This window comes from Aureimonas pseudogalii, assembly GCF_014196835.1.
GTDB classification, from domain to species: Bacteria; Pseudomonadota; Alphaproteobacteria; order Rhizobiales; family Rhizobiaceae; genus Aureimonas; species Aureimonas pseudogalii.
Genome location: NZ_JACIEK010000008.1, coordinates 173,183 through 195,055, shown reverse-complemented (window position 1 = coordinate 195,055; position 21,873 = coordinate 173,183). Strand labels below are relative to the sequence as shown.

At 66.3% G+C, this 21,873-nt stretch carries 20 protein-coding genes, 3 tRNA genes and 5 pseudogenes; 14 read left to right on the top strand and 14 right to left on the bottom strand.

Annotated features, from left to right (window positions below; genetic code table 11):
* The 3 genes from GGR04_RS15385 to GGR04_RS15375 all read right to left on the bottom strand — a co-directional run.
* Positions 1–677, bottom strand: a 677-nt coding sequence (locus GGR04_RS15385; RefSeq protein WP_183200801.1) for a GTP-binding protein, incomplete at its 3' end; no start/stop codon positions are given.
* A gap of 241 nt (positions 678–918) precedes the next feature.
* A tRNA-Gly gene (locus GGR04_RS15380) sits at positions 919–992 on the bottom strand.
* 25 nt (positions 993–1,017) lie between these two features.
* A tRNA-Tyr gene (locus GGR04_RS15375) sits at positions 1,018–1,102 on the bottom strand.
* A gap of 179 nt (positions 1,103–1,281) precedes the next feature.
* Between GGR04_RS15375 and GGR04_RS15370 the strand changes: the two genes are divergently transcribed.
* The 3 genes from GGR04_RS15370 (at position 1,282) to GGR04_RS15360 (ending at position 4,702) form a co-directional block, all read left to right on the top strand.
* A complete protein-coding gene (locus tag GGR04_RS15370; protein WP_183200800.1) occupies positions 1,282–2,130 on the top strand; it encodes a TrmH family RNA methyltransferase in 849 nt (282 codons plus the stop codon).
* A 418-nt stretch (positions 2,131–2,548) separates the two neighbouring features.
* Positions 2,549–3,088, top strand: coding sequence for a TRAP transporter small permease subunit (locus GGR04_RS15365; RefSeq protein ID WP_183200799.1), 540 nt, complete (start codon positions 2,549–2,551; stop codon positions 3,086–3,088).
* A 24-nt stretch (positions 3,089–3,112) separates the two neighbouring features.
* Positions 3,113–4,702, top strand: a complete 1,590-nt coding sequence (locus GGR04_RS15360) for a TRAP transporter large permease subunit (protein ID WP_183200798.1) — start codon at positions 3,113–3,115, stop codon at positions 4,700–4,702.
* A 64-nt stretch (positions 4,703–4,766) separates the two neighbouring features.
* On the opposite strand, the gene GGR04_RS15355 is transcribed toward GGR04_RS15360, so the two are convergent.
* Entirely contained in the window at positions 4,767–5,870 is a 1,104-nt protein-coding gene (locus tag GGR04_RS15355) for a TRAP transporter substrate-binding protein (RefSeq protein ID WP_183200797.1), read from the bottom strand.
* A 159-nt stretch (positions 5,871–6,029) separates the two neighbouring features.
* Positions 6,030–7,133: a TRAP transporter substrate-binding protein gene (locus GGR04_RS15350; RefSeq protein ID WP_183200796.1), complete on the bottom strand. Its 1,104-nt coding sequence runs from the start codon at positions 7,131–7,133 to the stop codon at positions 6,030–6,032.
* A 173-nt stretch (positions 7,134–7,306) separates the two neighbouring features.
* On the opposite strand from GGR04_RS15350, the gene GGR04_RS15345 reads away from it, so the two are divergent.
* Positions 7,307–7,382 (top strand) — tRNA-Thr (locus GGR04_RS15345).
* Between the two features lie 28 nt (positions 7,383–7,410).
* Here the strand turns inward: GGR04_RS15345 and GGR04_RS15340 are convergent.
* The 5 genes and pseudogenes from GGR04_RS15340 to GGR04_RS15320 form a co-directional block, all read right to left on the bottom strand.
* Positions 7,411–8,526: a tyrosine-type recombinase/integrase gene (locus GGR04_RS15340; RefSeq protein WP_183200795.1), complete on the bottom strand. Its 1,116-nt coding sequence runs from the start codon at positions 8,524–8,526 to the stop codon at positions 7,411–7,413.
* A 2-nt stretch (positions 8,527–8,528) separates the two neighbouring features.
* A complete protein-coding gene (locus GGR04_RS15335; protein ID WP_183200794.1) occupies positions 8,529–8,759 on the bottom strand; it encodes a hypothetical protein in 231 nt (76 codons plus the stop codon).
* 105 nt (positions 8,760–8,864) lie between these two features.
* Positions 8,865–9,272, bottom strand: a complete 408-nt coding sequence (locus GGR04_RS15330) for a hypothetical protein (RefSeq protein ID WP_183200793.1) — start codon at positions 9,270–9,272, stop codon at positions 8,865–8,867.
* Between the two features lie 239 nt (positions 9,273–9,511).
* Positions 9,512–10,510: pseudogene (locus GGR04_RS15325) on the bottom strand (CaiB/BaiF CoA transferase family protein); the annotation flags it as partial.
* Between the two features lie 2 nt (positions 10,511–10,512).
* Positions 10,513–11,700 (bottom strand): annotated as a pseudogene (locus tag GGR04_RS15320) (acyl-CoA dehydrogenase).
* Between the two features lie 98 nt (positions 11,701–11,798).
* Here GGR04_RS15320 and GGR04_RS24005 point away from each other — a divergent pair.
* Positions 11,799–12,011: pseudogene (locus GGR04_RS24005) on the top strand (LysR family transcriptional regulator); the annotation flags it as partial.
* Between the two features lie 54 nt (positions 12,012–12,065).
* On the opposite strand, the pseudogene GGR04_RS24000 reads toward GGR04_RS24005, so the two are convergent.
* The 3 genes and pseudogenes from GGR04_RS24000 to GGR04_RS23995 form a co-directional block, all read right to left on the bottom strand.
* Positions 12,066–12,242, bottom strand: a pseudogene (locus GGR04_RS24000) (aminotransferase class IV); the annotation flags it as partial.
* A gap of 157 nt (positions 12,243–12,399) precedes the next feature.
* Positions 12,400–12,765, bottom strand: a complete 366-nt coding sequence (locus GGR04_RS15310) for an ABC transporter permease subunit (RefSeq protein ID WP_183200790.1) — start codon at positions 12,763–12,765, stop codon at positions 12,400–12,402.
* Positions 12,766–12,899: 134 nt separating this feature from the next.
* The gene (locus GGR04_RS23995) at positions 12,900–13,382 is read right to left on the bottom strand and encodes a hypothetical protein (protein WP_246393181.1); all 483 of its coding nucleotides are present in this window, start codon (positions 13,380–13,382) and stop codon (positions 12,900–12,902) included.
* A gap of 23 nt (positions 13,383–13,405) precedes the next feature.
* Here GGR04_RS23995 and GGR04_RS24575 point away from each other — a divergent pair, with 23 nt between their 5' ends.
* The 4 genes and pseudogenes from GGR04_RS24575 (at position 13,406) to GGR04_RS15280 (ending at position 15,895) form a co-directional block, all read left to right on the top strand.
* Positions 13,406–13,891: an FAD binding domain-containing protein gene (locus GGR04_RS24575; protein WP_376769864.1), complete on the top strand. Its 486-nt coding sequence runs from the start codon at positions 13,406–13,408 to the stop codon at positions 13,889–13,891.
* Positions 13,892–14,042: 151 nt separating this feature from the next.
* Positions 14,043–14,510, top strand: a complete 468-nt coding sequence (locus GGR04_RS15285; protein WP_183200787.1) for a (2Fe-2S)-binding protein — start codon at positions 14,043–14,045, stop codon at positions 14,508–14,510.
* Positions 14,511–14,561: 51 nt separating this feature from the next.
* Positions 14,562–14,723, top strand: a pseudogene (locus GGR04_RS24440) (molybdopterin cofactor-binding domain-containing protein); the annotation flags it as partial.
* A gap of 374 nt (positions 14,724–15,097) precedes the next feature.
* The gene (locus GGR04_RS15280) at positions 15,098–15,895 is read left to right on the top strand and encodes a molybdopterin cofactor-binding domain-containing protein (RefSeq protein ID WP_312857466.1); all 798 of its coding nucleotides are present in this window, start codon (positions 15,098–15,100) and stop codon (positions 15,893–15,895) included.
* Between the two features lie 58 nt (positions 15,896–15,953).
* Here GGR04_RS15280 and GGR04_RS15275 read toward each other — a convergent pair whose 3' ends face one another.
* Positions 15,954–16,970 carry a GntR family transcriptional regulator gene (locus GGR04_RS15275; protein WP_183200815.1) on the bottom strand — a complete coding sequence of 339 codons (1,017 nt, stop codon included), beginning with the start codon at positions 16,968–16,970 and terminating at the stop codon, positions 15,954–15,956.
* Between the two features lie 453 nt (positions 16,971–17,423).
* Here GGR04_RS15275 and GGR04_RS15270 point away from each other — a divergent pair, with 453 nt between their 5' ends.
* Genes GGR04_RS15270 through GGR04_RS15250 form a run of 5 tightly spaced genes read left to right on the top strand, consistent with a single transcriptional unit; the run spans position 17,424 to position 21,810 of the window.
* Positions 17,424–18,503, top strand: coding sequence for an ABC transporter ATP-binding protein (locus GGR04_RS15270; RefSeq protein WP_183200786.1), 1,080 nt, complete (start codon positions 17,424–17,426; stop codon positions 18,501–18,503).
* Between the two features lie 11 nt (positions 18,504–18,514).
* Positions 18,515–19,438, top strand: coding sequence for an ABC transporter permease (locus GGR04_RS15265; protein WP_183200785.1), 924 nt, complete (start codon positions 18,515–18,517; stop codon positions 19,436–19,438).
* Between the two features lie 13 nt (positions 19,439–19,451).
* Positions 19,452–20,294: an ABC transporter permease gene (locus GGR04_RS15260; protein WP_183200784.1), complete on the top strand. Its 843-nt coding sequence runs from the start codon at positions 19,452–19,454 to the stop codon at positions 20,292–20,294.
* Positions 20,294–21,037: an SDR family NAD(P)-dependent oxidoreductase gene (locus GGR04_RS15255; RefSeq protein WP_183200783.1), complete on the top strand. Its 744-nt coding sequence runs from the start codon at positions 20,294–20,296 to the stop codon at positions 21,035–21,037. Before GGR04_RS15260 ends, GGR04_RS15255 begins: the two co-directional genes overlap by 1 nt.
* 11 nt (positions 21,038–21,048) lie before the next feature.
* Complete coding sequence (locus tag GGR04_RS15250) at positions 21,049–21,810, top strand: SDR family NAD(P)-dependent oxidoreductase (RefSeq protein WP_246393179.1); 762 nt, start codon at positions 21,049–21,051, stop codon at positions 21,808–21,810.
* Positions 21,811–21,873 lie beyond the last annotated feature (63 nt).

The following is a 21,873-nucleotide window of genomic DNA, read 5'->3' as shown; positions in this document are numbered from 1 at the left end:
GTCACCACCGTGCCGCGGCCCGAGATCGAGAACACGTCCTCGATCGGCATCAGGAACGGCAGGTTGATCGGACGCTCCGGCGTCGGGATGTAGGCATCGACCTGCTTCATCAGCTCGCGAACGGCGTCCTCGCCGATCGTCTTGTCGCTATCCTCGAGCGCCGCCAGCGCCGAACCCTTGACGATCGGAATGTCGTCGCCCGGATACTCGTACATCGACAGAAGCTCGCGAACCTCGAGCTCGACGAGCTCCAGCAGCTCGGCGTCGTCGACCTGGTCTACCTTGTTCAGGAACACCACCAGCGCGGGAACGCCGACCTGGCGCGCCAGGAGGATGTGCTCGCGCGTCTGCGGCATCGGGCCGTCGGCCGCCGAGCACACCAGAATCGCGCCGTCCATCTGCGCCGCGCCCGTGATCATGTTCTTCACGTAGTCGGCGTGGCCGGGGCAGTCGACGTGGGCGTAGTGACGGTTCTCCGTCTCGTACTCCACGTGCGCCGTCGAAATCGTGATGCCGCGCGCCTTCTCCTCCGGCGCCGCGTCGATCTGGTCGTACGCGCGGAACTCGCCGAAGTACTTCGTGATCGCCGCCGTCAGCGACGTCTTCCCGTGGTCGACGTGACCAATCGTGCCGATGTTCACATGCGGCTTGTTGCGCTCAAACTTGCTCTTGGCCATTTCGCTGTCATCCAATTCACGAGGCTTGCGAGAATAGGGCCGCGACATAGCGAGGCCGGATTCGAAATACAAGCGAATGCGCTTAACGTCGCCAGTGAACCGCTGCAGACGAAGCCGCCGACATGGCGGAGAAAGAGCCGTCCGGCTCTTCCGACCCTATAAGGCTTAGCCGAACCATGACGCGCTGGGTGGTCCGTCAGACGAACGCGCAGACCTACAAAATCCCAAAGCAAAGGCCGGTTGGAGCGGGTAGCGGGAATCGAACCCGCATATTCAGCTTGGAAGGCTGCTGCTCTACCACTGAGCTATACCCGCGTTCGCCGCGAAGCCCGGCCTGCAGTGGTGGAGGGAGTTGGATTTGAACCAACGTAGGCTGAGCCAACGGATTTACAGTCCGTCCCCTTTAACCACTCGGGCATCCCTCCAGAACTGCTGCAGGGCTTCACGAGAGTGAGACGAAGCAGCCGGTGGGCCGCTCCGTGTCGAGCGGCGTTATGCAATCGGGGCGGTGCCCTGTCAACATGCCACCACGCCAAACTTCGCTGCGAACCATCCTCGTTCGCGGCCCATACCGGGCGCGCGCATTCTGAGCTAGAAGACGAGCATGAGCGACAAGAAGACGACCCACACCCCGAAAGATTCGCACTACGCCAACCTGCGTCGTGCCCATCGCGATCAGACCCAGTCGAAGGCAGGCGCGCCGCTGCCGGCGCGTATGCCGGCGCGACCGGGCAAGCCCGGCCCGGCCGACCGCGTGCGGCTCTACGGTCTCCATACGGTCGAGGCGGCGCTCGCCAATCCGGCGCGGCGCATCCACCAGATCCATGCGACGCGCAATGCGCTGAACCGGCTGGAACTCGACGAAGGCAATCCGCCCTTCCCGCTCGAGATCGTCGAGCCGCGCTTTCTCGACACCGAACTCGGCAGCGAAGCCGTGCACCAGGGCGTGATGATCGAAACGGATCCGCTTGCTCCAGGCCGGCTGTCCGACCTGAAGGAGGCCGATCTCGTGCTGGTGCTCGACCAGGTCACCGATCCCCATAATGTCGGAGCGATCCTGCGTTCGGCGGTCGCGTTCGGCGCCGGTGCGGTGGTCACGACCTCTCGTCATTCGCCGCAGGAATCCGGCGTGCTCGCCAAGGCCGCGTCAGGCGCGCTGGAGCTCATCCCCTACATCCAGATCACCAATCTCGCGGAAGCCCTGACGGAGCTGGCCGATCGCGGCTTCCAGACAATCGGACTGGATTCGGACACCGGCGAAGTGCTCGAGACGTCGTTCTCGGGACCGCGAATCGCGCTCGTCCTCGGCTCGGAGGGCAAGGGCCTGCGGCAGAAGACGCGCGAAACCGTCTCACTGCTCGCGCGGCTCGAAGTTCCCGGCGCCATCCGCTCGCTCAACGTCTCCAACGCCGCCGCGGTCGCCCTTTACGCCGCCCGTCGCTTCATCGTCTGACAACGGCCGCTGCAGGGCTGCGGCGAGGTGTCGTCGGAGGGCGGCCCCGTGGACGGCAGCCAGACTGTCCATGAGGATGTCTGGTTCGGGCGAGGCATGGTCCGGCCTCGCCCGGTCCTCCAGCCGTCGCAGCACCAGCATTTCGAATCGCAACTGCGCCGCCAGTTTCGAGACGATCTGTTGCTGCCGGCGTACGCGCTGCTCGATCGTCATCGTCCCGCCGCGCCTCGATCGCGAACCGTTGATGTCTTCGATGCCTGCGTAGCCCGCCCCCGGCATCCTCGCGGCAAATCCAGACGAAATAGTGCTGGCAATCTCTTGACCTTTCAGCGTAGGCGAACGGGACGTTCATGTTCGTCGGCGGCCCCGATCCACGAGGAATTTGGGTCCGCCGAGCCATAGCGCCTTGGGAGGAACGATGGGAGTTCTGCTCGCTTTCAGCCGGGCGGTCGATCGACTGACGGCGGGATTCGCGGTGATCGCCGACTATCTGGTGCTGATCGCCGTGCTCATCAGCGCCGGCAACGCGCTCTTGCGCTACGTCGCCAACATCAGCTCGAACGGTATGCTGGAAATCCAGTGGTATATGTTCGCGGGCATCGTGCTGCTCGGCGCGTCCTACACGCTGCGGATGAACGAGCACGTGCGGGTCGATCTTCTCTACTCCGCCCTTTCACCGAAGGGTCGGATCTTCGTCGACATCGTCGGCTTCACGGTGCTGTTCCTGCCGGTCATCGGCTATCTCTTCACCCTGACCTTCCCGTTCTTCTGGCGCTCCTTCATCACGGGCGAGGGCTCGATGAACGCCGGCGGGCTGATCCTCTGGCCTGCCAAGGCGACCTTGCCGCTCGGCTTCGCGCTTCTCTTCCTTCAAGGTCTGTCGGAACTCATCAAGCGGTTCGCGGCCCTGTCGGGAATCATCACGCTCGAGACGAAGTACGAGAAGCCGCTGCAGTGACGGCGCCGATCGGGGGACTGACGCATGTTTGAATACGGCCCGATGCCGCCGCTGATGTTCGGCGGGATGATCGCGTTCCTCATCATGGGGTTCCCGGTCGCCTTCTCGCTAGCGGCGGTCGGCATGCTCTTCGGCATGCTCGGCATCGCCTTCGACCATTTCAGCCCCGCCCTGCTGAACGCCTTGCCGCTGCGCTTCTACGGCGTCATCTCCAACGATCTCCTGCTGGCGATCCCGTTCTTCACCTTCATGGGCGCGATCCTTGAGCGCTGCGGGCTCGCCGAGGATCTGCTGGAGGGCTCCGGTCAGCTCTTCGGCCCGGTTCCCGGCGGTCTCGCCTACGCGGTGGTGATCGTCGGCGCGGTGCTCGGCGCCATCACGGGCACGGTGGCGGCCTCGGTCATCGCCATGGGCGTCGTCTCGCTTCCGGTGATGATGCGCTACGGCTACGACAAGCGACTCGCCACCGGCGTCATCGCCGCCTCCGGCACGATCACTCAGGTGATCCCGCCCTCGCTCGTGCTCATCATCCTGGCCGACCAGCTCGGGCGCTCGGTGGGCGACATGTATGCCGGCGCGATCGGCCCTTCGCTCCTGCAGATCGCGCTGTTCCTCGGCTTCATCTTCGTCGTCTCCAAGCTGCAGCCGCACAAGATGCCGCCGCTGCCGCCGGAGGCGCGCACCAAGAGCGGCCGGGCGCTGCTCTGGCAGGTCGCCAAGGGCATGATTCCCTCGCTGGCGCTGATCTTCCTCGTGCTCGGCACGATGTTCATGGGGCTGGCGACGCCCACCGAGGCCGGCGCGATGGGATCGGTCGGTGCGATCCTGCTGGCCGCCCTGCACGGACGCCTGTCCTGGACCCTTACGCGCCAAGCCATGGCGATGACGATGCGCCTCACCTCGATGGTGGTGTTCATCCTCATCGGCTCCACGGTCTTCAGCCTCGTCTTCCAGGGCATGGATGGCGGCCACTGGATCGAGTACCTTCTGTCTCACATCCCGGGCGGCGTCGTCGGCTTCCTGATCTTCGTCAACATCTTCATCTTCTTCATCGCCTTCTTCCTCGACTTCTTCGAGATCGCCTTCATCATCGTACCTCTGCTGGCACCGGTGGCGAACTCGCTGGGCATCGATCTCGTTTGGTTCGGCGTGCTCCTCTGCGTCAACATGCAGACCTCGTTCATGCACCCGCCCTTCGGCTTCGCGCTGTTCTACCTGCGGGGCATCGCGCCGGCTTCGATCAAGAGCTCCGACATCTATCTCGGCGCGATCCCGTGGCTCTTCCTGCAGCTGCTGCTCGTCGCGGTGCTCATCCTCTGGCCGCAGTCGGTGACCTACTTTCTGAAGAAGGAAACCCTGGTCGATCCCTCGACGATCCAGCTGAACGTCCCCATGCCAGGTGGCCCGTCCGGCGCTTCCGGCACCAACCCCGTGGCTCCCGGCTTCGGCGCTCCGGCTGCGCCGTCCTTCGGACAACCGGCTGCGCCCTCTTTCGGCGTCCCGGCGGCACCTAGCTTTGGCGTGCCTTCAACGCCCGCACCGGCCGCGGCTCCTGCGGCCCCAAGCTTCGGCGCTCCGGCGGCCCCCTCCTTCGGCGCTGCGCCCGCCCGGTAGCGATCCATGCGAAAGGCCGGCGAACGCGCGTTCGCCGGCCTTTCCGTGTCGGTCTGCGGGTCGCCTACTTGCCGGCGGCCTGCTGCGAATAGACGTAGGTGTCGTAGGAATACTCCGCGACGCGGAACCATTCGAAGCTCTGCGAGCGGAACTGGCTCCAAGGCTCGTAGACCGCCTTCCACTTCGGGTTGCTCGCCGAAAGCGAAGCGTAAAGCTTCATCGCCGAATCGTAGGACGCGTCGAGAATGTCGCGCGGCAGCGGCCGAAGCTGCACGCCCTTGCCGACGAGCGAGCGAATCGCCTGCATGTTCTTCACGTCGTACAGCGCCAGCATGTTGACGTTGACCGCCTTCGCCGCCGTGTCGAGCGCCGCCTTGTACTCGGCCGGCAGCGCCTCGTACTTCTCCTTGTTGAAGAGGAAATGCACGGTCAGTCCGCCCTCCCAGAAGGCAGGATAATAGTAGTACGGCGCCACCTGGTAGAAGCCCAGCTTCTCGTCGTCATAGGGACCGATCCACTCGGTGGCGTCGATCGTGCCGCGCTCCAGCGCCGGATAGATGTCGCCGCCCGCCAGTTGCTGCGGCACGACGCCGAGCGGCTCGACCACGCGGCCAGCCAACCCCGCAATGCGCATCTTCAGGCCGCTGAGATCGGCGACGGAGTTAATCTCCTTGCGGAACCAGCCGCCCATCTGCACGCCGGTGTTGCCGCCGGGCAGTCCCTTCACGCCGTAGCCTTCGAGAAACGTGTCGAACAGTTCGTTGCCGCCGCCATGGTAGAGCCAGGCGTTCTGCTGGCGGGCGTTCAGACCGAACGGAATCGTCGCGCCGATCGCGAAGGTCGGATCCTTGCCCACATAGTAGTAGCAAGCCGTATGCGCCGCTTCGACGGTACCGTCCTGCACCGCGTCGAGCGCCTGTAGCCCCGGCACGAGTTCGCCGGCCGGAAACACGTCGATCCGGAAGCGTCCTCCGGTGATCTCCGACACTGCCTTCGCAAGGGTCTCGGCCCCACCGAAGATGGTGTCGAGCGTGTTCGGGAAGCTCGATGTCAGGCGCCAGCGCACCTCCGGCGCCGACTGCGCCATGGCGGGTGCAGCGAGCCCCGTCGCGGCGACGGCCCCTCCCGAAAACGTCCCGGCCTTCTTCAAGAAATTGCGACGGTCCACGTCTGTCCTCCCAGGTTCGCCCCCTCCGGGCGCCGGTGCGATGAGAACCGAGCGCTTCGCGCGACGCAACCCGGCGCCATGCCCGCGTCGGCCGTCGGACACGAAAAAGGGCCGTACGCAGCGCGCACGACCCTCTCTTCACGCGCTTGTGTTCAAGCCTTACTGGCTGCCGGCCTGCTTCGAATAGGCGTAGGTGTCGTTGGTGTACTCGGCGACCCGGAACCACTCGAAGATCTCGGAGCGGAATTTCGACCAGGGATCGTAGATCGCCTTCCACTTCGGGTTCGAGGCGTCGAGCTGCGCGTAGAGCTTCTGCGACGAGTCATAGGCGGCGTCGAGCACGTCGCGGGGCAGCGCCCGAAGCTGGACGCCCTTGCCGACGAGCGAACGGATGGCGCGCGTGTTCTTCACGTCGTAGTCGGCCAGCATCCGCGTGTTGCAGAGCGCCGCGGCGGCATCGAGGGCCGCCCGGTAGGATTCCGGCAGTTCGGCCCGCTTGGCCGAATTGAACATGTAATGGACGGTCGGGCCGGCTTCCCAGAAGGCCGGGTAATAGTAGAACGGCGCCACCTGATAGAAGCCGAGCTTCTCGTCATCATACGGGCCGACGAATTCCGTGGCGTCCAGCGTGCCGCGCTCCAGCGCGGGATAGACGTCGCCGCCCGCCAGCTGCTGCGCCACGACGCCGAGCGGTGCCAGCACCTGCCCGGCGATGCCTGCGATGCGCATCTTCAGCCCTTGCAGATCGGCGACCGAGTTGATCTCCTTGCGGAACCAGCCGCCCATCTGCGTGCCCGTGTTGCCGCCGGGCTGAACCGTGACGCCGTAGGTCTCAAGGAAGCCGTTGATCGCCTCGTTGCCGCCGCCGTAATAGAGCCACGCGTTCTGCTGGCGAGCGTTCAGGCCGAATGGAATGGCCGAACCCAGCGCGAAGGTCGGATCCTTGCCGACGTAATAGTAGAGCACGGTGTGGGCGGCTTCGACCGTGCCGTCCTGCACGGCATCGAGCGCAGCCAAGCCCGGCACGAGTTCGCCGGCCGGGAACACGTCGATCTTGAACTTGCCGTCGGTGAGATCCGACACGGTCTTGGCGAAGAGCTGCGACGATCCGAACAGCGTGTCGAGCGTGTTGGGGAAGCTCGATGTCATGCGCCAGCGGATGTCGGGGGTCGATTGCGCCAGAGCCGGCGCGGCGATCGCGACGCTGGCCGCGGCGCCTCCGCTCACGGTCGCGGCCGTGCGAATGAATTGACGACGGTCCATGGAGTCCTCCCTCTCGTTCTTGACCCCGTATGGCTCGGAATCGATTGCGCGGATACAATCGGATGCGGCTCACGAGAACAAGACCGAAACGCCCGCCTTCGCCGCTCGATGTACAAGCCTCGGCGAATTTTTGAGATGCAAGCTGCGCCTCTCCATGCTATCGCCGCAACAGTGCCGGCTTAGCTCAGCTGGTAGAGCACCTGATTTGTAATCAGGGGGTCGCGGGTTCAAGCCCTGCAGCCGGCACCACCTACCGCATTGTTTCTGCGATAGAATTTCACTTTTCTTGCTCCTTTGTTGAGACCGGTTTGACGGAACCTGTCGCCGGTTTGACAATTCTAGCCGTTCTGCGCGCCATTTCTACCGAGAATCGTTCGATAGTTGCGGTGTTCTTTTCGGTGAGATCGGCGCGCCGCGAGTAGTGCGCCGCCATCGTTTCCGTCTTGTGGCCGAGCACGTCTGCGATGGTGCGGTTATCAAGCGCAAGCTCCCTCAGGATGCCGCCCACGGTGTGGCGGAGGCCCTTCAGGGTAAGGCCCGGCTCGACCTCGCCTGCAAGCTCGAGACGGGCGCGGATGGGGCGCCACGAGGCGCGGAAGCCGCTGACGGTCCAAGGCACGCCGCGCGAGTTGGCGCAGATCGTAATCGCGTCATGCGCCGGCGCGGCAGCGATCGCAGCCAGAACGGGATCAGCCAGGGGAAGCCAGACAGACTGGCCGGTCTTTCCCCGCTTCATATCGACCCGGCCGTCCTTGATTGAACCTCGCGGCAAGCGGAGCGCGTCCTGCGGATCCATGCCAGTGTAGGCCATCAAAGCTATTGCCGGCAGCATATGGCGAGGAAGGGCGCTCAGGACGGCATGGCGCTCGCCATCGCTCCATGGCCGGTTCGCCTCGGGGGCGCCCTTGGCGCGCCCGAGGTTGCGGATCGAAGCGGCGGGGTTGGTCTTGAGATAGCCGCGCTCGACACCCCACCGAAAGATGACGGACAGCACCGTCTTCACGAGGTCAGCGAAACGTCGACCTTTGGTTTCAGCGGCCTTGTCGCGGATCTTCACGACCAGCGGCGGAGTGAACTTGGTGAGGGGCGTGTCGGCGATCGGGCGCAGATAGTCGAAATAGGTGCCGTAATCCTTGCGCGTGCGGGGCGCGAGATCCTGGAAGGCTGGGTGGCCCCGATACGCCACGACAAGCGCACCCAGCGTCCCGGGTCGCGCGGCCTCTTCGGCTTTGGCGGAAGCCAACGCGGCGATGCGCGCGCACTCGGCAAAGAACTCGACGGAGCCGATCGGGAACGCCACGAGGTCGACTGCGGTCCTGGTTGCGCGGTGGTAGCAACGCACGCGGCCACCGCGATCTTCGAAGATCTGGAAGCCGCGGACACGGACATACATGGTTACAGCTTTCCGATGATGTCGTCGTCCGACTCGCTTGATCCCGTCTTGATGAGATCGATCCAGTCGTCCAAATCCCGAAGATCGTACAGGCGCCGACCGGATATTTCGACAGGCTTGACGTTGCAGTCCTGGCCGAAGTGCTTCAACGGCACCCCAACGTACTCAGCGGCTTCCGCTGCGGAAAGCATGCGGCGCGGCGAGACGCGGATGTTGAGAGTTGCTGCGCTCACGGCCACCTCCGCAAACCCCAACGGGCCCGGTTTATCTGGGTGGTCGCCAGTCGGCGAGAAGGGCGAGATCAGACTCGCCGGACCGCTCGTCTAGCTGAAGCACCACTAAACTTCAATGAGGTGGAGACAGACGCGCCCATGACCGTCAGGCCAGACCGCGACGACGCCGAAGCGGCGAGCCGGGAAGCGGTCTGTGAGGTCCATGCGGTCGCCCTGGCGGACCGTCATGCCATCAAGCTCGTACTCGGCAATGGAGATCCGCGGAGCCGGCGCGGTGGCGATCATGCGGAGATCGTTGCGCCTTGGATTGTGCGATCGGTTGCCAAGCGGCACGCCGCCGGCGCGGCCGGCGCGCAGTTCGAAGATGCCGCGCCCGTGAACGACAGGTCGGTCGGGGTCGGGTGTCGGCTTGCCGTTGGCCGTGCGCAGCTGGGGATGGACGACGAAAGCTTCGGCGGCGGTGTTGGCGATGGCGACGTCGGCGACGGCGAGGAGCGTGTCGAAGATCGTCATGTTGATTTCCGGTGGAAGTTGGAAGGCGCTTGCGGAGCGCGCGCCTGCCGCGCGCTTCGGAAGGGTCTTGCGGAGATGGCGGCCGGGTGATCCCGACCGCCGCACCGTGCCGCAGGCGAATGAAGTGCGGTGCTTTTTCGACCGGGTGTTCCCCCGATTGATCGGCCCCCACTGAATGGTCCGGTTGGAAAGTTAGTTCAGGGTTGGTCTCTGCGCTAGCGGTAGCTTGGCCGGCGAAGCGGGTCGGCGAAGACGTCGGCGACCGAGTTGATCGGTCCGCCAGGCACGCCCGCTGCCTCCAAAGCACTCAGGAGATCGTCGCGACACCACGCGGATGTCCTCTCCTGGAGCCGTGCGGTCAGCGCCTCGCGGTTGGCGACGCGCGCGGCGTTGGTCGCGAACGCCGGGTCTGTGGCGAGTTCGGCCAAGCCGAGGATCGCCGTCAGCCTTGCGAACTGCCCATCGTTTCCGCAGGCGACGATGACGTGCCCATCTGTCACGGGCAGCGTCTGATAGGGCGCGATGTTGGGGTGGGCGTTGCCGAGCCGACGCGGCGCCGTGCCCGAGACGAGATAGTTCATCGCCTGATTGGCGAGAACGCCGGTCATGCAGTCGAACAGCGCCATGTCGACGTGTTGTCCGACGCCGGTCGTCTCGCGCTGCCAGAGCGCGGCCTGGATCGCCACGACGCCATAAAGGCCGGTGAAGATGTCGGCGAAGGCGACGCCGATCTTCTGTGGCTCACGGTCGGGATCACCCGTCAGGTCCATGATGCCGCTCATGCCCTGGATCATGAAGTCGTAACCCGCCCGGTGCGCCGCAGGGCCATCCTGCCCGAAGCCGGTGACGGAGCAGTAGACGAGGCGCGGGTTGGCCGCCTTCAGGCTCTCGTAGTCGAGCCCGTAGCGCTGCAGGCCGCCGACCTTGAAGTTCTCGATCAGCACGTCGGCGGTCGCGGCGAGCCTCCGCACGAGGTCGCGCCCGTCCTGGCTGGCGAAATCGGCGGTGATCGATCGCTTGCCGCGGTTGCAGGCGTGAAAATAGGCAGCCGACCGCTCGTCGCCGCGCTCGACGAAAGGCGGTCCCCACGTGCGGGTGTCGTCCCCCGCCGGGCTCTCGACCTTGATCACGTCGGCGCCGAGATCGGCGAGTGTCTGGCCCATCCACGGGCCGGCGAGAATGCGCGCGAGCTCGACGACCCTGAGGCCGCGCAGCGGCGGCGGGCCCTTGGCGTCCATGGTCAGAAGAACGCCTGCAGGCCGGTCTGCGCCCGGCCGAGGATCAGGGCATGAACGTCGTGCGTCCCCTCGTAGGTGTTGACGGTCTCGAGGTTCTGCGCGTGGCGCATGACGTGATATTCGATCTGAATGCCGTTGCCGCCGTGCATGTCCCGTGCGACCCTGGGCGCGTCGAGCGGCTTGCCGCAATTGTTGCGCTTGACGATCGAGATCATCTCCGGCGCCATCCGGCCCTCGTCCATCAGGCGGCCGACGCGCAGGCTGGCCTGAAGGCCGAGCGCGATCTCGGCCTGTATGTCCGCAAGCTTCTTTTGGAAGAGCTGCGTCTGCGCCAGCGGGCGGCCGAACTGCTTGCGGTCGAGACCGTACTACCGAGCGCGGTGCCAGCAATCCTCGGCGGCGCCCAGAACGCCCCAGGAAATGCCGTAGCGCGCGCGGTTGAGGCAGCCGAACGGTCCCTTGAGGCCGGATACGCCGGGCAGCAACGCTTCCTCCGCGACCTCGACGTCCTGCATCACGATCTCCCCGGTGATCGAGGCCCGCAGCGAGAGCTTGCTATCGATCTTCGGCGCGGTGAGACCCTTCATTCCCTTTTCGAGCACGAAGCCGCGGATCTCGCTGCCATGCGTCGAGGACTTGGCCCACACCACGAAGACGTCGGCGATCGGGGCGTTGGAGATCCAGGTCTTGGCACCGTTCAGGCGATAGCCGCCTTCCGTCTTCTCGGCGCGCGTCGTCATGCCGCCGGGATCGGAGCCCGCGTCGGGCTCGGTCAGGCCGAAACAGCCGATCAGCTCGCCGGCGACCAGATCCGGCAGATACTTGCGGCGTTGCGCATCCGAGCCGTAGGTGAAGATCGGATAGATCACGAGCGAGGACTGCACCGACATCATCGAGCGATAGCCGGAATCGACGCGCTCGATCTCGCGTGCCACCAGCCCGTAGGCGACGTAGCCCGCGCCCGCCGCGCCATACTCCTCCGGCAACGTCAGCCCTAGAAGACCTGCCTGCCCCATCAGCCGGAACAGGCCCGGATCGGTGCGCTCTTCGAGATAGGCGTCGGCGACGCGCGGCATCAGCTCGGCCGCGGCGAAAGCGGCGGCGGAGTCGCGGATCATCCGCTCGTCTCCCGTCAGCTGGTCCTCGAGATGGAACGGATCGCTCCAGTCGAATGCGGTTCGCTCGGTCATGGATGATGTCCTCGTCGCCGTTTCGTCCTGTGTGGCGCTTCCGCGAAGAGCCGGCAAGCGACGTTTACGCCGCCATCCATTCCCTTTACGAATGGATGATGCCGCTCACGCCCCGCAAGCTCCTGCCGTCCTCCAGCGCCCTCGCCGCCTTCGAGGCCGTGGGCAGGCTCGGCAGCTTCTCGGCGGCGGCCGACGAGCTGTCCCTGACCCAGAGCGCTGTCAGCCTGCAGGTCGCGGCGCTCGAAGAGCAGCTCGGCGTGACGCTCTTCGTGAGGACCAGTCGTTCCGTCGGCTTCACGGATGCCGGGCGTGAGGCCGCCAGCCGTGGTCGAGAGAAAGATCTCGTCGGCGTCGCGGAACTCGTCGGCGGAGATCGGACGGATCTCGAGATCAAGGCCGAGTTCGGCCGCAAGCTCGATCACCGAACGGCGCGTGATCCCTTCGGGAACGCCGTGATCGGGCGTCGCGATGCGTCCGTCGCGAACGGCGAAAACGTTTAAGCCCGGTCCCTCGGTGACATGGCCGTCGTCGCCGAGAAGCATGCAGAAGTCGGCCTCCCGCTCCAACGCCTCGAACTGGCCGCGCGTTGGCGCCGGCTTCGAAGCGGGACCCGTCTCCGCCAGGGTCATCGCGGGCTTCTCACGCCGCCTGCGACGTGGCGCCGAGCGGTCCGGCGGGCGTCGCCGGGTTCGCCGCGGCCTAGCGCACCCCCAGGCCAAAGCGGACCTCGCGACCGCCCGACAGACCATCGGGGCGCAAGACGAGGATGAGCGCCATGACGATGCCGAGCCCGATCTCCTGGCTGTCGGACGGCAGGGAGACACCGAGCGAACCGCGCTCGAACAGGCGCAGAATCTCTGTGATGACGGTCACCCCGACGACGCCCATGACTGCACCCAACAGGGTGGACATGCCGCCGACGACGAGCATCGCCAAAGTGATGAAGGACATGCCGAGATAGAAGGGGTCGACCGTCAGGATGCCAAGGAACTGGGCGTAGAGCCCACCGCTCGCCGCTGCGATCGCGGCACTGAGGACGAAGGAGAGCAGACGCACCCGCTTCACGTCGACCGCGGAGCCGCATCAGCGCCAGGCTGAGAAGGAAGGCGACGATCGCCGGCAGCAGCAGCGCGCCGACCATGGAGCGCGAACGGGTACTGGTTTTCCTGCAAGAGGGCCGGAATGCCCGAGAGCATGATCTACTTGAAGCTCGGCTCTGCCGTCGCCCAGGCCGGGGCGTAGGCGCCGATGCGCATGAAGCCGACATGACCGAACGAGATGATCCCGGAATTGCCGATGAAGACGGAAAGACCGACCACCACGATGAGGCGGATGAACATCTCGGTCAGCGTCACCTCGATCGTCTCCTTGCCGGCGAGGACCCCGAGGAGAGCGAGAGCGACGATGGCGGCGACGAGGATCGTGGGCGTCTGGTGGCGGGAAACGAGGTCGCGCATGGGTGCGGTTCTCCGATCAGACGCGTTCGAACGTGGTGCGCGTGGGCACCAGGCCGGCGGGTCGCACGAGCAGGACAGGATGACGAAGGCGAAGGCGTCGCGGAAGGCGCTCAGATCCGGCGGCAGGTAGGCCTGCAGCATGGTGACGATGATGCCGATGACGAAGCCGCCGACCACCGCTCCGACGAGGCTGCCCATGCCGCCGACCACCACAGCCACAGTCATCTTCTGGCTCTGATCAATGAGTCCTGAGCCTAGCGGACCTGCCCGACCTCGCGGCACTCGCAGAGGCGGCCGGCCAGTTCGCCAACCCGGCCGTACGAAACGTCGCCACGGTCGGCGGCAATCTCTGCAGCACGAACTTTGCCGCCGCCGACCTTGTGCCCGCGCTGATCTGCCTGGAAGCGGAGGTCGAACTCGTCGATGGAACCCGCAGGGACAGGATCGCCATCGAGCGGTTTCTGGAAACGCGATCGGTGCTTCCGCCCGGCCGGATCGTCGCCCGCGTCCTCATGCCCCGATCCGTGGGCCGTTCCACCCATGTGCGGCTGCCGCTCCGCAAGGCCGGCGACTATCCGGTGGCGATCGCCAGTCTCCACGTCGAGCCGGACGATCGCGGGAATGTCGGAGCAATCCGCGTCGCGGTCGGATCGGCGGAGGCGACCGCGACGCGCTGGCCGGGGCTGGAAGGCTGCCTTGCCGGCCGGCCTCTCGAGGCTGACCACGCCTTCTAGGCGGCAAAACTTCGCTGTGCGGATTTCACCGGTCGCGACGGCGTGGAGGCGCCGGGCTGGTACCGCACCAGCGCTCTGCCCGCCCTCGTGCGCCGCGCCGTGCTGGCGCTCGGTTCGCGGAGCGTCGGATGACGAAGTGGAGTCGAAGCCCATGACCCTTCGCCTGCATGTCAACGGCGAGGACCGCGTCAGCCGAAGCGACGCCATGACGCCGCTCGTCGATGTCCTTCGCGACGAGTTCAACCTGACGGGCGCCAAGCCGGTCTGCCGCGAGGGCTTCTGCGGCGCGTGCACGGTTCTCCTCGACGAGGAGCCAGCGAAGTCGCACCTCCTCCCCTGCGGCTTCACCGAGGGGCGAACGATCCGCACCGTCGAGGACCTGTCGAGCTGCGGCATGTTCTCGGACCTCCAGAGGGCGATGGTCGATCACGATGCCGTCCGGTGCGGCATGTGCTTTCCCGGCATGCTGATGACGTTGACGAGCGTCCTGCACCATCATCCCGCCCGGAGCCGCGACGAGATCCGCGCAGCCCTCTCGGGCAATCTCTGCCGCTGCACCGGGTACGAGCGCATCGTCGATGCGGCACTCTCGCTCGCTCCCGCCGCCGTCGCGCGATAGGTCGCCCCATGCCGAACCCGCAGAACGCCGTGATGAACTTTCGCCGCCGCGATGCGGGCGACAAGTTGCAGGGGCGCACCCGCTACGCTCGGCGGAAACTACCGGCTGGACTCGGTGCGCCTCAAGACGCAGGTCGTCTACAACAACACAGCGCCGACCGGCGCCTTCCGCGCCTGCAACGGCGTCTACAACACGTTCGCGCTGGAACGCCACACCGACGAGATCGCCGCGGCGATCGGCAGGAACCCGCTGCAATTCCGTCGCCGCAACGTTCTCGGCCACGGCGAGCTCGGCGCCACCGGTCAGATGTTCGACGGCGACGTGCTCCTGCCGATGCTCGATCGCATGGGTGAGATCACCGCGGGCCGCCCGGCCGCGGCACCGCGCCCGGACGGGCGTCTCGTCGGCCGCGCCACCACGGTCGGAACTTGGTTCGTCTTCGTCGGCCCCTCGGCCGCCGCCGTCAATCTCAACGCCGACGGCAGCGCCACGCTGGTGACCTCGGGCGTCGAGATCGGCTCGGGCTCGATGATGCAGGGCTGCCGCAGATCGTCGCGAGCACGCTCGGCATCGCGCCCGAGTGCGTCGTGGTGCGCCCCGCCGATACCGATGTGGCCGGCTACGACGTGGGCATCGGCGGCGGTCGCACGATCGTCTCGCTCGGCGCGGCGAGCCTTGCCGCCGCCATTGAGGTGCGCACCAAGTTGCTCGCCGCGGCGGCGACGCTGCTTGATGCCTCGCCTGACGACCTCGTGATGGAAAACGGACGGATCGAGGTCGCCAGCGCCAACGGCTACGGGTTCGCGATCGCCGAGGTGGCGGCGCGCGCCCGGACCCACCGCGGCCGCATCGGCGGAACGGGCGCCTTCATCCGAACCGGCGTGCCGGCGATGGCGGGTTGCTGCACCGGGCACTTCATCGAGGCGATCGACATCCCGATCTTCGCCGTCCACGACTGCGAGGCGGCGGTCGATCCGGACACCCGCCATGTCGAGATTCTGAATTACACCGTCGTGCAGGATGTCGGCCGCGCGATCAATCCGAGCGCCGTGCATGGCAAGATCCAGGGCGGCGTCGTGCAGGGTCTCGGCTACGCCCTGCACGAGGAGGTGACGATCGACGGAGATGGGCGGGTTCGCCAGGCCGGCTTCGAGACCTACCGGCTGCCGACGGCGCAGGACGTGGCGCCCGTCGCGATCAGCCTCTACGAAGGCGCCCCGTCGCTCGGGCCGCTGGGCACGAAGGCCGGCGGCGAAGTTCCGATCCTCCACGTCGCGGCGACGGTGGCGAACGCCGTCTCGAACGCGATCGGCCGGCAGGTGCGTGCGCTTCCGATGACCCCGCCGAACGTGCTGGCGCGGATGCAGGGGCGAACGGTCGGCTGACGGCCGGGCGATGGTGGCGTGCCGCCCTACGGGCGAGCCGAACCGGAAGACCGACGCGTCAGTCGGCGTCGGTTTCGGCACGGCGCAGGTAGGATGCGAGTCCGGTCGGCGGCGGGATGACGGCGACGATCTTCATCTGGGCGATCGTGCGGTGCTTGGCGGCGTCGAGATGGGTCGAGAGCATGCTGGCGGCGGCCTCGTGTGCGCCGTGGACGAGGAGTTCCACGGTCATGCGCTGCTCGGCGAGAGCGGCCAGATCCTGCGGCAGGCCCAGACCCTGGAGCACCTGCTGCGACAGCGTCACCATCCGGAGATTGCGTGCCACCAGTTCGCGTAGGGCCTCGTTCGGGGTCGCCAGCACGATCTCGCGACTGACGTGGGTCGACAGATCGGCGGTCGCCTCCGGGTGTCGGGCGGCGGCGCGGCTTTCGGCGCCACGCAGTTCGGCGAGGACGGCTTCCAGGCGATGCGCCGGCAGGAAGCCCGCCGCCGATATCAGCGCCGGCGGTTCGAGAATCCGTCGGATCTCGAACTGATCCTTGATCGTGCGGGCCGTGATCGGTCCGGCGATCCAGTGCGAGTTCGCACCCTTGTTCACCAGCCGGCGGTCCTGCAGCCGCCCCAGCACGTCACGTACGATCGTCCGCGAGACGCGGAAATGCTCGGCGAGTTCGGTCTCGATGATGCGGTAGCGACCGAAGACCAGGCACCGCGTGATGTCGCCTTCGACGGTTTCGTAGATCTGGCGCCACGTTTGCCGGTCACGGAACCCATCGTCGGCCTCGATGGGCAGATCGAGGTCGAGACTGGCGAGATCCAGACGCCGGGGCTGGCGTGCGACGCTGGATCCGACGACCAGGTAACCCCGCCCCTCGAAACGGGCGACCAGACCCTCGCCCTCCAACTCCTGAAGGGCCCGCTGTACCGGCGCACGGGAGAGCCGAAAGATTTGCGCCAGCGGGCCTTCGAGCAGCACCGTACCTTCGGGCAGGCGACCCGCATCGATGTTCCGCCTCAGCGTGTCGGCTACGACCTCATAGCGGCGCGGCAGTGCCGCGAGCGCACGATCCTGCATCACGATTCCCGTTTTGGAGCCGCTATTGGTGTCGCCCGGCCTACAAAACTTGTCCAGCACAAGGCCGCCATCAAAAAATGCCTATTGCATACTTATGCCGCAATGCCGCCCATTCGGTAGACACCTGCAGCGCAAGACAGCCCTGACAGACAACGTTTGGATCGACGCCTAAACCATCCGCATCATAGCAAACACCCGCATTTCGTGCCAATCGGCCACAAAGCTACGGTGAAACGGCAGATCAGGGAATGGGGTCGCTTGAAATGCTGCGAGTGCTAACTTTTACGCCAGTCCTGCACCTTGAGCAACACCAACCCATTACCCTCGATATTCAACCCATGAATGACTGTTGAATACAAAAATCACCGCTGATAGCGTCAGATCGTGAACAGCGTTGGAGGCAGTTCGGCTGACGGTCGAATTCCCCGTCGCGCCGACGATCCGGGACACTCGATGGCGACGATCCTCTCCCTTTCCAATGTCTCGAAATCGTTCGCGGGCAGGCCGGCGATCGAGGGCGTCGACCTCTCGATTCCCGCCGACGCCTACGTCTCGCTGCTCGGTGCCAGCGGCTCCGGCAAGACCACCCTGCTGCGCCTCATCGCCGGTTTCGACGAGCCGGAAACGGGTACGATCACCTTCGAAGGCACACGTCTCGACGGGCGTCCGGCACATGAACGCGGCATCGGTTTCGTGTTCCAGAATTTCGCACTGTTTCCCCATCTCAACGTGCGCGACAACGTCGCCTTCGGCCTGACCCATCGCACCGTGAACCCCGTGCGCGACGAGGCCAAGCGGGCGGCGATGGTGGCCGAGGCCATCGAGATGGTCGGCCTGAAGGGGCTGGAGCAGCGCTCGGTCACGCAGATCTCCGGCGGCCAGCGACAGCGCGTGGCGCTGGCGAGAACGCTGGTGACGCGCCCGAAACTCGTGCTTCTCGACGAACCGCTCGGCGCGCTGGATGCACATCTGCGCGCCCGGATGCGCGACGAGCTTCGCCAGATCCGGCGCGATCTCGGCGTCACCTTCCTGCACGTCACCGGTTCGGAAACCGAAGCGCTGGCGATGGGCGACCGGCTCGTCGTGCTTGACGCCGGCCGCGTCGGCCAGTTCGCCGCGCCGGCCGATGTCTATGCCGAACCCGCCTCGCCCGGCGTCGCGCGCTATCTCAACGCCTTCAACCTCCTGCCGGGTCGCCTCGACGGCACGGCCTTCCGCACCGAGGCCGGGCTTCTGGCGATGGATACCGCGAGCCTGCGCAGCGGTCACGAGGCGCCGGTCTATGCCATCCGCCACGACTGCATCGCCGTGCGTGCGCCTGCGACCGAGATGGCCGACGACGAAGCCGGGCTCAGCGCCCGATTCCTCGCCAGCGAATATAGCGGCGCCTCGGTCCTCTCCTTCTTCGCGCTCGACGACGGGCGCATCGTCGAGGTGGAGGAGCATCTGAGCCGCGGCGAGCCGCAGCGACTCGAAGCCGACGCCCGCTACGCCCTTTCCTGGAAGCGCCGCGACGCGCTCGTCTTCGCGTGAAGAGGCCCGCCATGACAACGGACGTCATCCCATCGACCGGCGGCATCGCAGAGGCCGGCGGCCTGTCGCCGGCCGCACGGCGGGACGCCAAGCGTCGCCGCACGTCGTGGCTCTTGCTGGCGCCTGGCGTCGCCTGGATGACGCTCTTCCTCGTGCTGCCGATGATCATGGTGGTCTACGTCTCGTTCTGGACGCAGACGACCTTCGCGGTGGAGCCGAAGCTCACGGTCGCCAGTTGGGTCCGCTTCCTGACCAACGCGACCTATCTCGACGCGCTCTGGACCACCGTCCGCATCTGGCTGATCGTCCTTGCTTCGACGCTCGTCGTCGGCTACCCCGTCTCGCTGTTCATCGGCCTGATGCTGAAGTCGAAGACGCTGCAGACGGTGCTGCTCGTCCTCTGCGTCATCCCCTTCTGGACCTCGTTCCTCATCCGGGTGCTGGCATGGCGGCCGATGCTGGGCACGCAGGGCGCGATCAATCTGATCATGATGAAGCTCGGCATCATCGACCAGCCGCTCGACATCCTTCTCTTCTCCGAACTCTCGGTGATCATCGGCATGACGCAGATCTACTGCGTTTTCATGGTCGGCCCCATCACCTTCATGCTCGGTCGCATCGACCCCAACGTCATCGAGGCGGCGCGCGATCTCGGCGCCGGCTTCGGGCGCATCTTCCGCACGATCATCCTGCCGCTGTCGCTGCCCGGCGTCGTGGTCGGCGCGATCTTCGTCTCGGTCATGGTGCTCGGCGAGTTCGCGACGGCCGCCGCCTTGTCGGGTCGCAAGACCAACATGCTCGGCAACATCATCGTCAGCCAGGTCGGTTCGCTGAAATGGGCGTTCGCCGCGGTGGCGGGCTGCATCCTGACGCTGCTGATGGGGGCGGTGATCGCGGGCCTGCTGCGCGTCGTCAACCTGCGCAACGAGCTTTGAGAGGGACGCTTCGATGCAGACCGGCATCCTGAAACCCGCGCTGGCCGTCTACACCGCGCTCTTCCTCGTCTTCCTCTACGGGCCCTTCGTGGTGCTCGCGATTCTCTCGTTCCAGTCGGGTCCGGAGGGCGGGCCACAGTTCCCGATCGTGGAATGGTCGACCTACTGGTATCGCCAGCTCTTCGGCCTCGTGCCGGCGACGCGCATCGCGCCGCTGCCGATCGCGGATGGCCTCCTGCGCTCTCTGGCGCTGGCTTTCATGACGATGGTGGTCTCGACGTTGCTCGGCGTCGCCTCGGCGCAGGCCTTCCGCCAGCGCTTCAAGGGCTCGGGGCCGGTCTTCTATCTCATCGTGCTCGGCATGATGGTGCCCGGCATCCTCGTCGGCCTCGGCATGGCGCTTTTCGCCAATCTCGTCGGCGTCGATCGCGCCTGGTGGGGCACCGCCTTCGTGCTGCACGTCGTCTACACCTACCCCTTCGCCTTCCTCGTGATGCTGGCGATCTTCAACCGCTTCGACCGCTCCATTGAGGAGGCCGCCTGGTCGCTCGGCGTCTCGCCGGTGACGACGTTCCGCAAGGTCACCTTCCCGGTGATCTTCCCCGGCGTCCTGTCGGCCATGCTCTTCGCCTTCACGCTCTCCTACGACGAGTTCGCCCGCACGCTCTTTACCTCCGGCCCGCAGCTCACCCTGCCGCTGGCGATCTACGGAACCTTCTCGGTGGAGATCCATCCCAACGTCTTCGCCTTCGGCGTATTGACGACGCTGTTCTCCTTCGCCCTCCTCGCGGTCTACGCGGTGCTCATGGTGCAGTCCGTCAACCGCGCCAAGCGCGTGCCGGCGGAGGCCGTCTGATGGCCGCCTTCACGGGAACCGCGATCGTCACGGGCGCCGCCTCGGGCATCGGTCTTGCGGTCGCCGAACGGCTCGCCACCGATGGCGCCCGCGTCGTGCTGCTGGATCTCGACGGCGCAAAGGCCGAGTACGCCAACCGCCGTCTGCGCGCCGCCGGTTTCGAAACCGCATGGGCGCAAGCCGATGTTTCGAACGAGGCCAGCGTTGCGGCCGCCGTGCATCTGGCGACGGAGACGTTCGGCCCGGTCGGGCTTCTCGTCAACAATGCCGGACACGTCCATCAGGCACGCTTCGAGGACCTCGGCGTCGCCGACTTCGATCGCATGTTCGCGGTGCATGTGCGCGGCACCTTCCTGATGACCAAGGCCGTGTTGCCGGGAATGCTGGCGGCCGGCGAGGGCATCGTCGTGAACATGGCTTCACAGCTCGGCCAGATCGGCGGCGTCGAGCTCTCGCATTACGCCGCCGCGAAGGCCGCGATCATCGGACTGACGAAATCGCTGGCGCGCGAGGTCTCCGACCGCGGCGTGCGGGTGAACGCCGTCGCGCCCGGCCCGATCAACACGCCGCTGGTGCGCGCGCTCTCGCCCGACTGGCAGGCCGCCAAGCGCGCCGAGCTGCCGCTCGGGCGCTTCGGCGAACCCGAGGACGTGGCGGGCACCGTCGCCTTTCTCGCCTCCACCGATGCCGCGATCTACGCCGGCCAGACGCTCGGGCCGAATTCCGGCGACGTGATGCTTTGATGGATATCGCCATGACCTCTTCCCGCATCGTCCTCGTCACCGGCGCCGGCATCGGCATCGGCCGGGCCACCGCCGAGGCCTTCGCCGCGGCCGGCGACCATGTCGTCGTCACCGACGTCCTTGAGACGGAAGGCCGCGAGGTCGCCGCCGCGATCGAGGCCTCGGGCGGCTCGGCCGAGTTCCTTCGGCTCGACGTTACGTCCACGGAAGCCGCCGACGCGCTCGTCGCCGATGTCGAGCCCCGGCACGGGGCGATCGACGTGATCGTCGCCAATGCCGGCATCGCCCACCGGGTGCCGCTGGCCGAGATGACCGATGCAAAGTGGGATCACACGTTCGACGTCGACCTGAAGGGCATCCTGCGCGTCGTGCGCCCAGCCCTTCCCGGGATGCGGGCGCGCCGATCCGGCGCCATCGTCTGCCTTTCCTCGATCATGGGCGTCGCCTACGGCTGGGACGAGCATGTCCACTACTCGGCCGCCAAGTCGGGCGTCGTCGGTCTCGTGCGCGGACTGGCGGTCGAGCTGGCGCGCGAGGGCATTCGCGTGAACGGCGTGGCGCCCGGCTACATCCGCACCGCGCAGCTTCTCTCGGAGAAGAACTCGCTCGGTCCGGCCGGCGCCGAGAAGGCCGCCGAGTTCATTCCGATGGGCCGGCTCGGGGAGCCCGAAGACATCGCCGACGTCATCCATTTCCTCTGCTCGAACGGCGCCCGCTACCTTACCGGCCAGACCCTTACCGTCGACGGCGGCCTGATCGTCGGCCGCTACTGATCACCCCTCCTCGCCCGGTCTCCGCCGTGCGTCGTGCCTTCCCGTCCACTTACAAGGAGCTTC

Excerpts from the sequence above, each read along its gene's own strand:
- GGR04_RS15370 (WP_183200800.1), top strand. The coding sequence starts at position 1,282 with ATGAGCGACAAGAAGACGACCCACACCCCGAAAGATTCGCACTACGCC.
- GGR04_RS15365 (WP_183200799.1), top strand. The coding sequence starts at position 2,549 with ATGGGAGTTCTGCTCGCTTTCAGCCGGGCGGTCGATCGACTGACGGCG.
- GGR04_RS15360 (WP_183200798.1), top strand. The coding sequence starts at position 3,113 with ATGTTTGAATACGGCCCGATGCCGCCGCTGATGTTCGGCGGGATGATC.
- GGR04_RS15350 (WP_183200796.1), bottom strand. The coding sequence starts at position 7,133 with ATGGACCGTCGTCAATTCATTCGCACGGCCGCGACCGTGAGCGGAGGC.
- GGR04_RS15340 (WP_183200795.1), bottom strand. The coding sequence starts at position 8,526 with ATGTATGTCCGTGTCCGCGGCTTCCAGATCTTCGAAGATCGCGGTGGC.
- GGR04_RS15330 (WP_183200793.1), bottom strand. The coding sequence starts at position 9,272 with ATGACGATCTTCGACACGCTCCTCGCCGTCGCCGACGTCGCCATCGCC.
- GGR04_RS23995 (WP_246393181.1), bottom strand. The coding sequence starts at position 13,382 with ATGACTGTGGCTGTGGTGGTCGGCGGCATGGGCAGCCTCGTCGGAGCG.
- GGR04_RS15285 (WP_183200787.1), top strand. The coding sequence starts at position 14,043 with ATGACCCTTCGCCTGCATGTCAACGGCGAGGACCGCGTCAGCCGAAGC.
- GGR04_RS15275 (WP_183200815.1), bottom strand. The coding sequence starts at position 16,970 with ATGCAGGATCGTGCGCTCGCGGCACTGCCGCGCCGCTATGAGGTCGTA.
- GGR04_RS15270 (WP_183200786.1), top strand. The coding sequence starts at position 17,424 with ATGGCGACGATCCTCTCCCTTTCCAATGTCTCGAAATCGTTCGCGGGC.
- GGR04_RS15265 (WP_183200785.1), top strand. The coding sequence starts at position 18,515 with ATGACAACGGACGTCATCCCATCGACCGGCGGCATCGCAGAGGCCGGC.
- GGR04_RS15260 (WP_183200784.1), top strand. The coding sequence starts at position 19,452 with ATGCAGACCGGCATCCTGAAACCCGCGCTGGCCGTCTACACCGCGCTC.
- GGR04_RS15255 (WP_183200783.1), top strand. The coding sequence starts at position 20,294 with ATGGCCGCCTTCACGGGAACCGCGATCGTCACGGGCGCCGCCTCGGGC.
- GGR04_RS15250 (WP_246393179.1), top strand. The coding sequence starts at position 21,049 with ATGACCTCTTCCCGCATCGTCCTCGTCACCGGCGCCGGCATCGGCATC.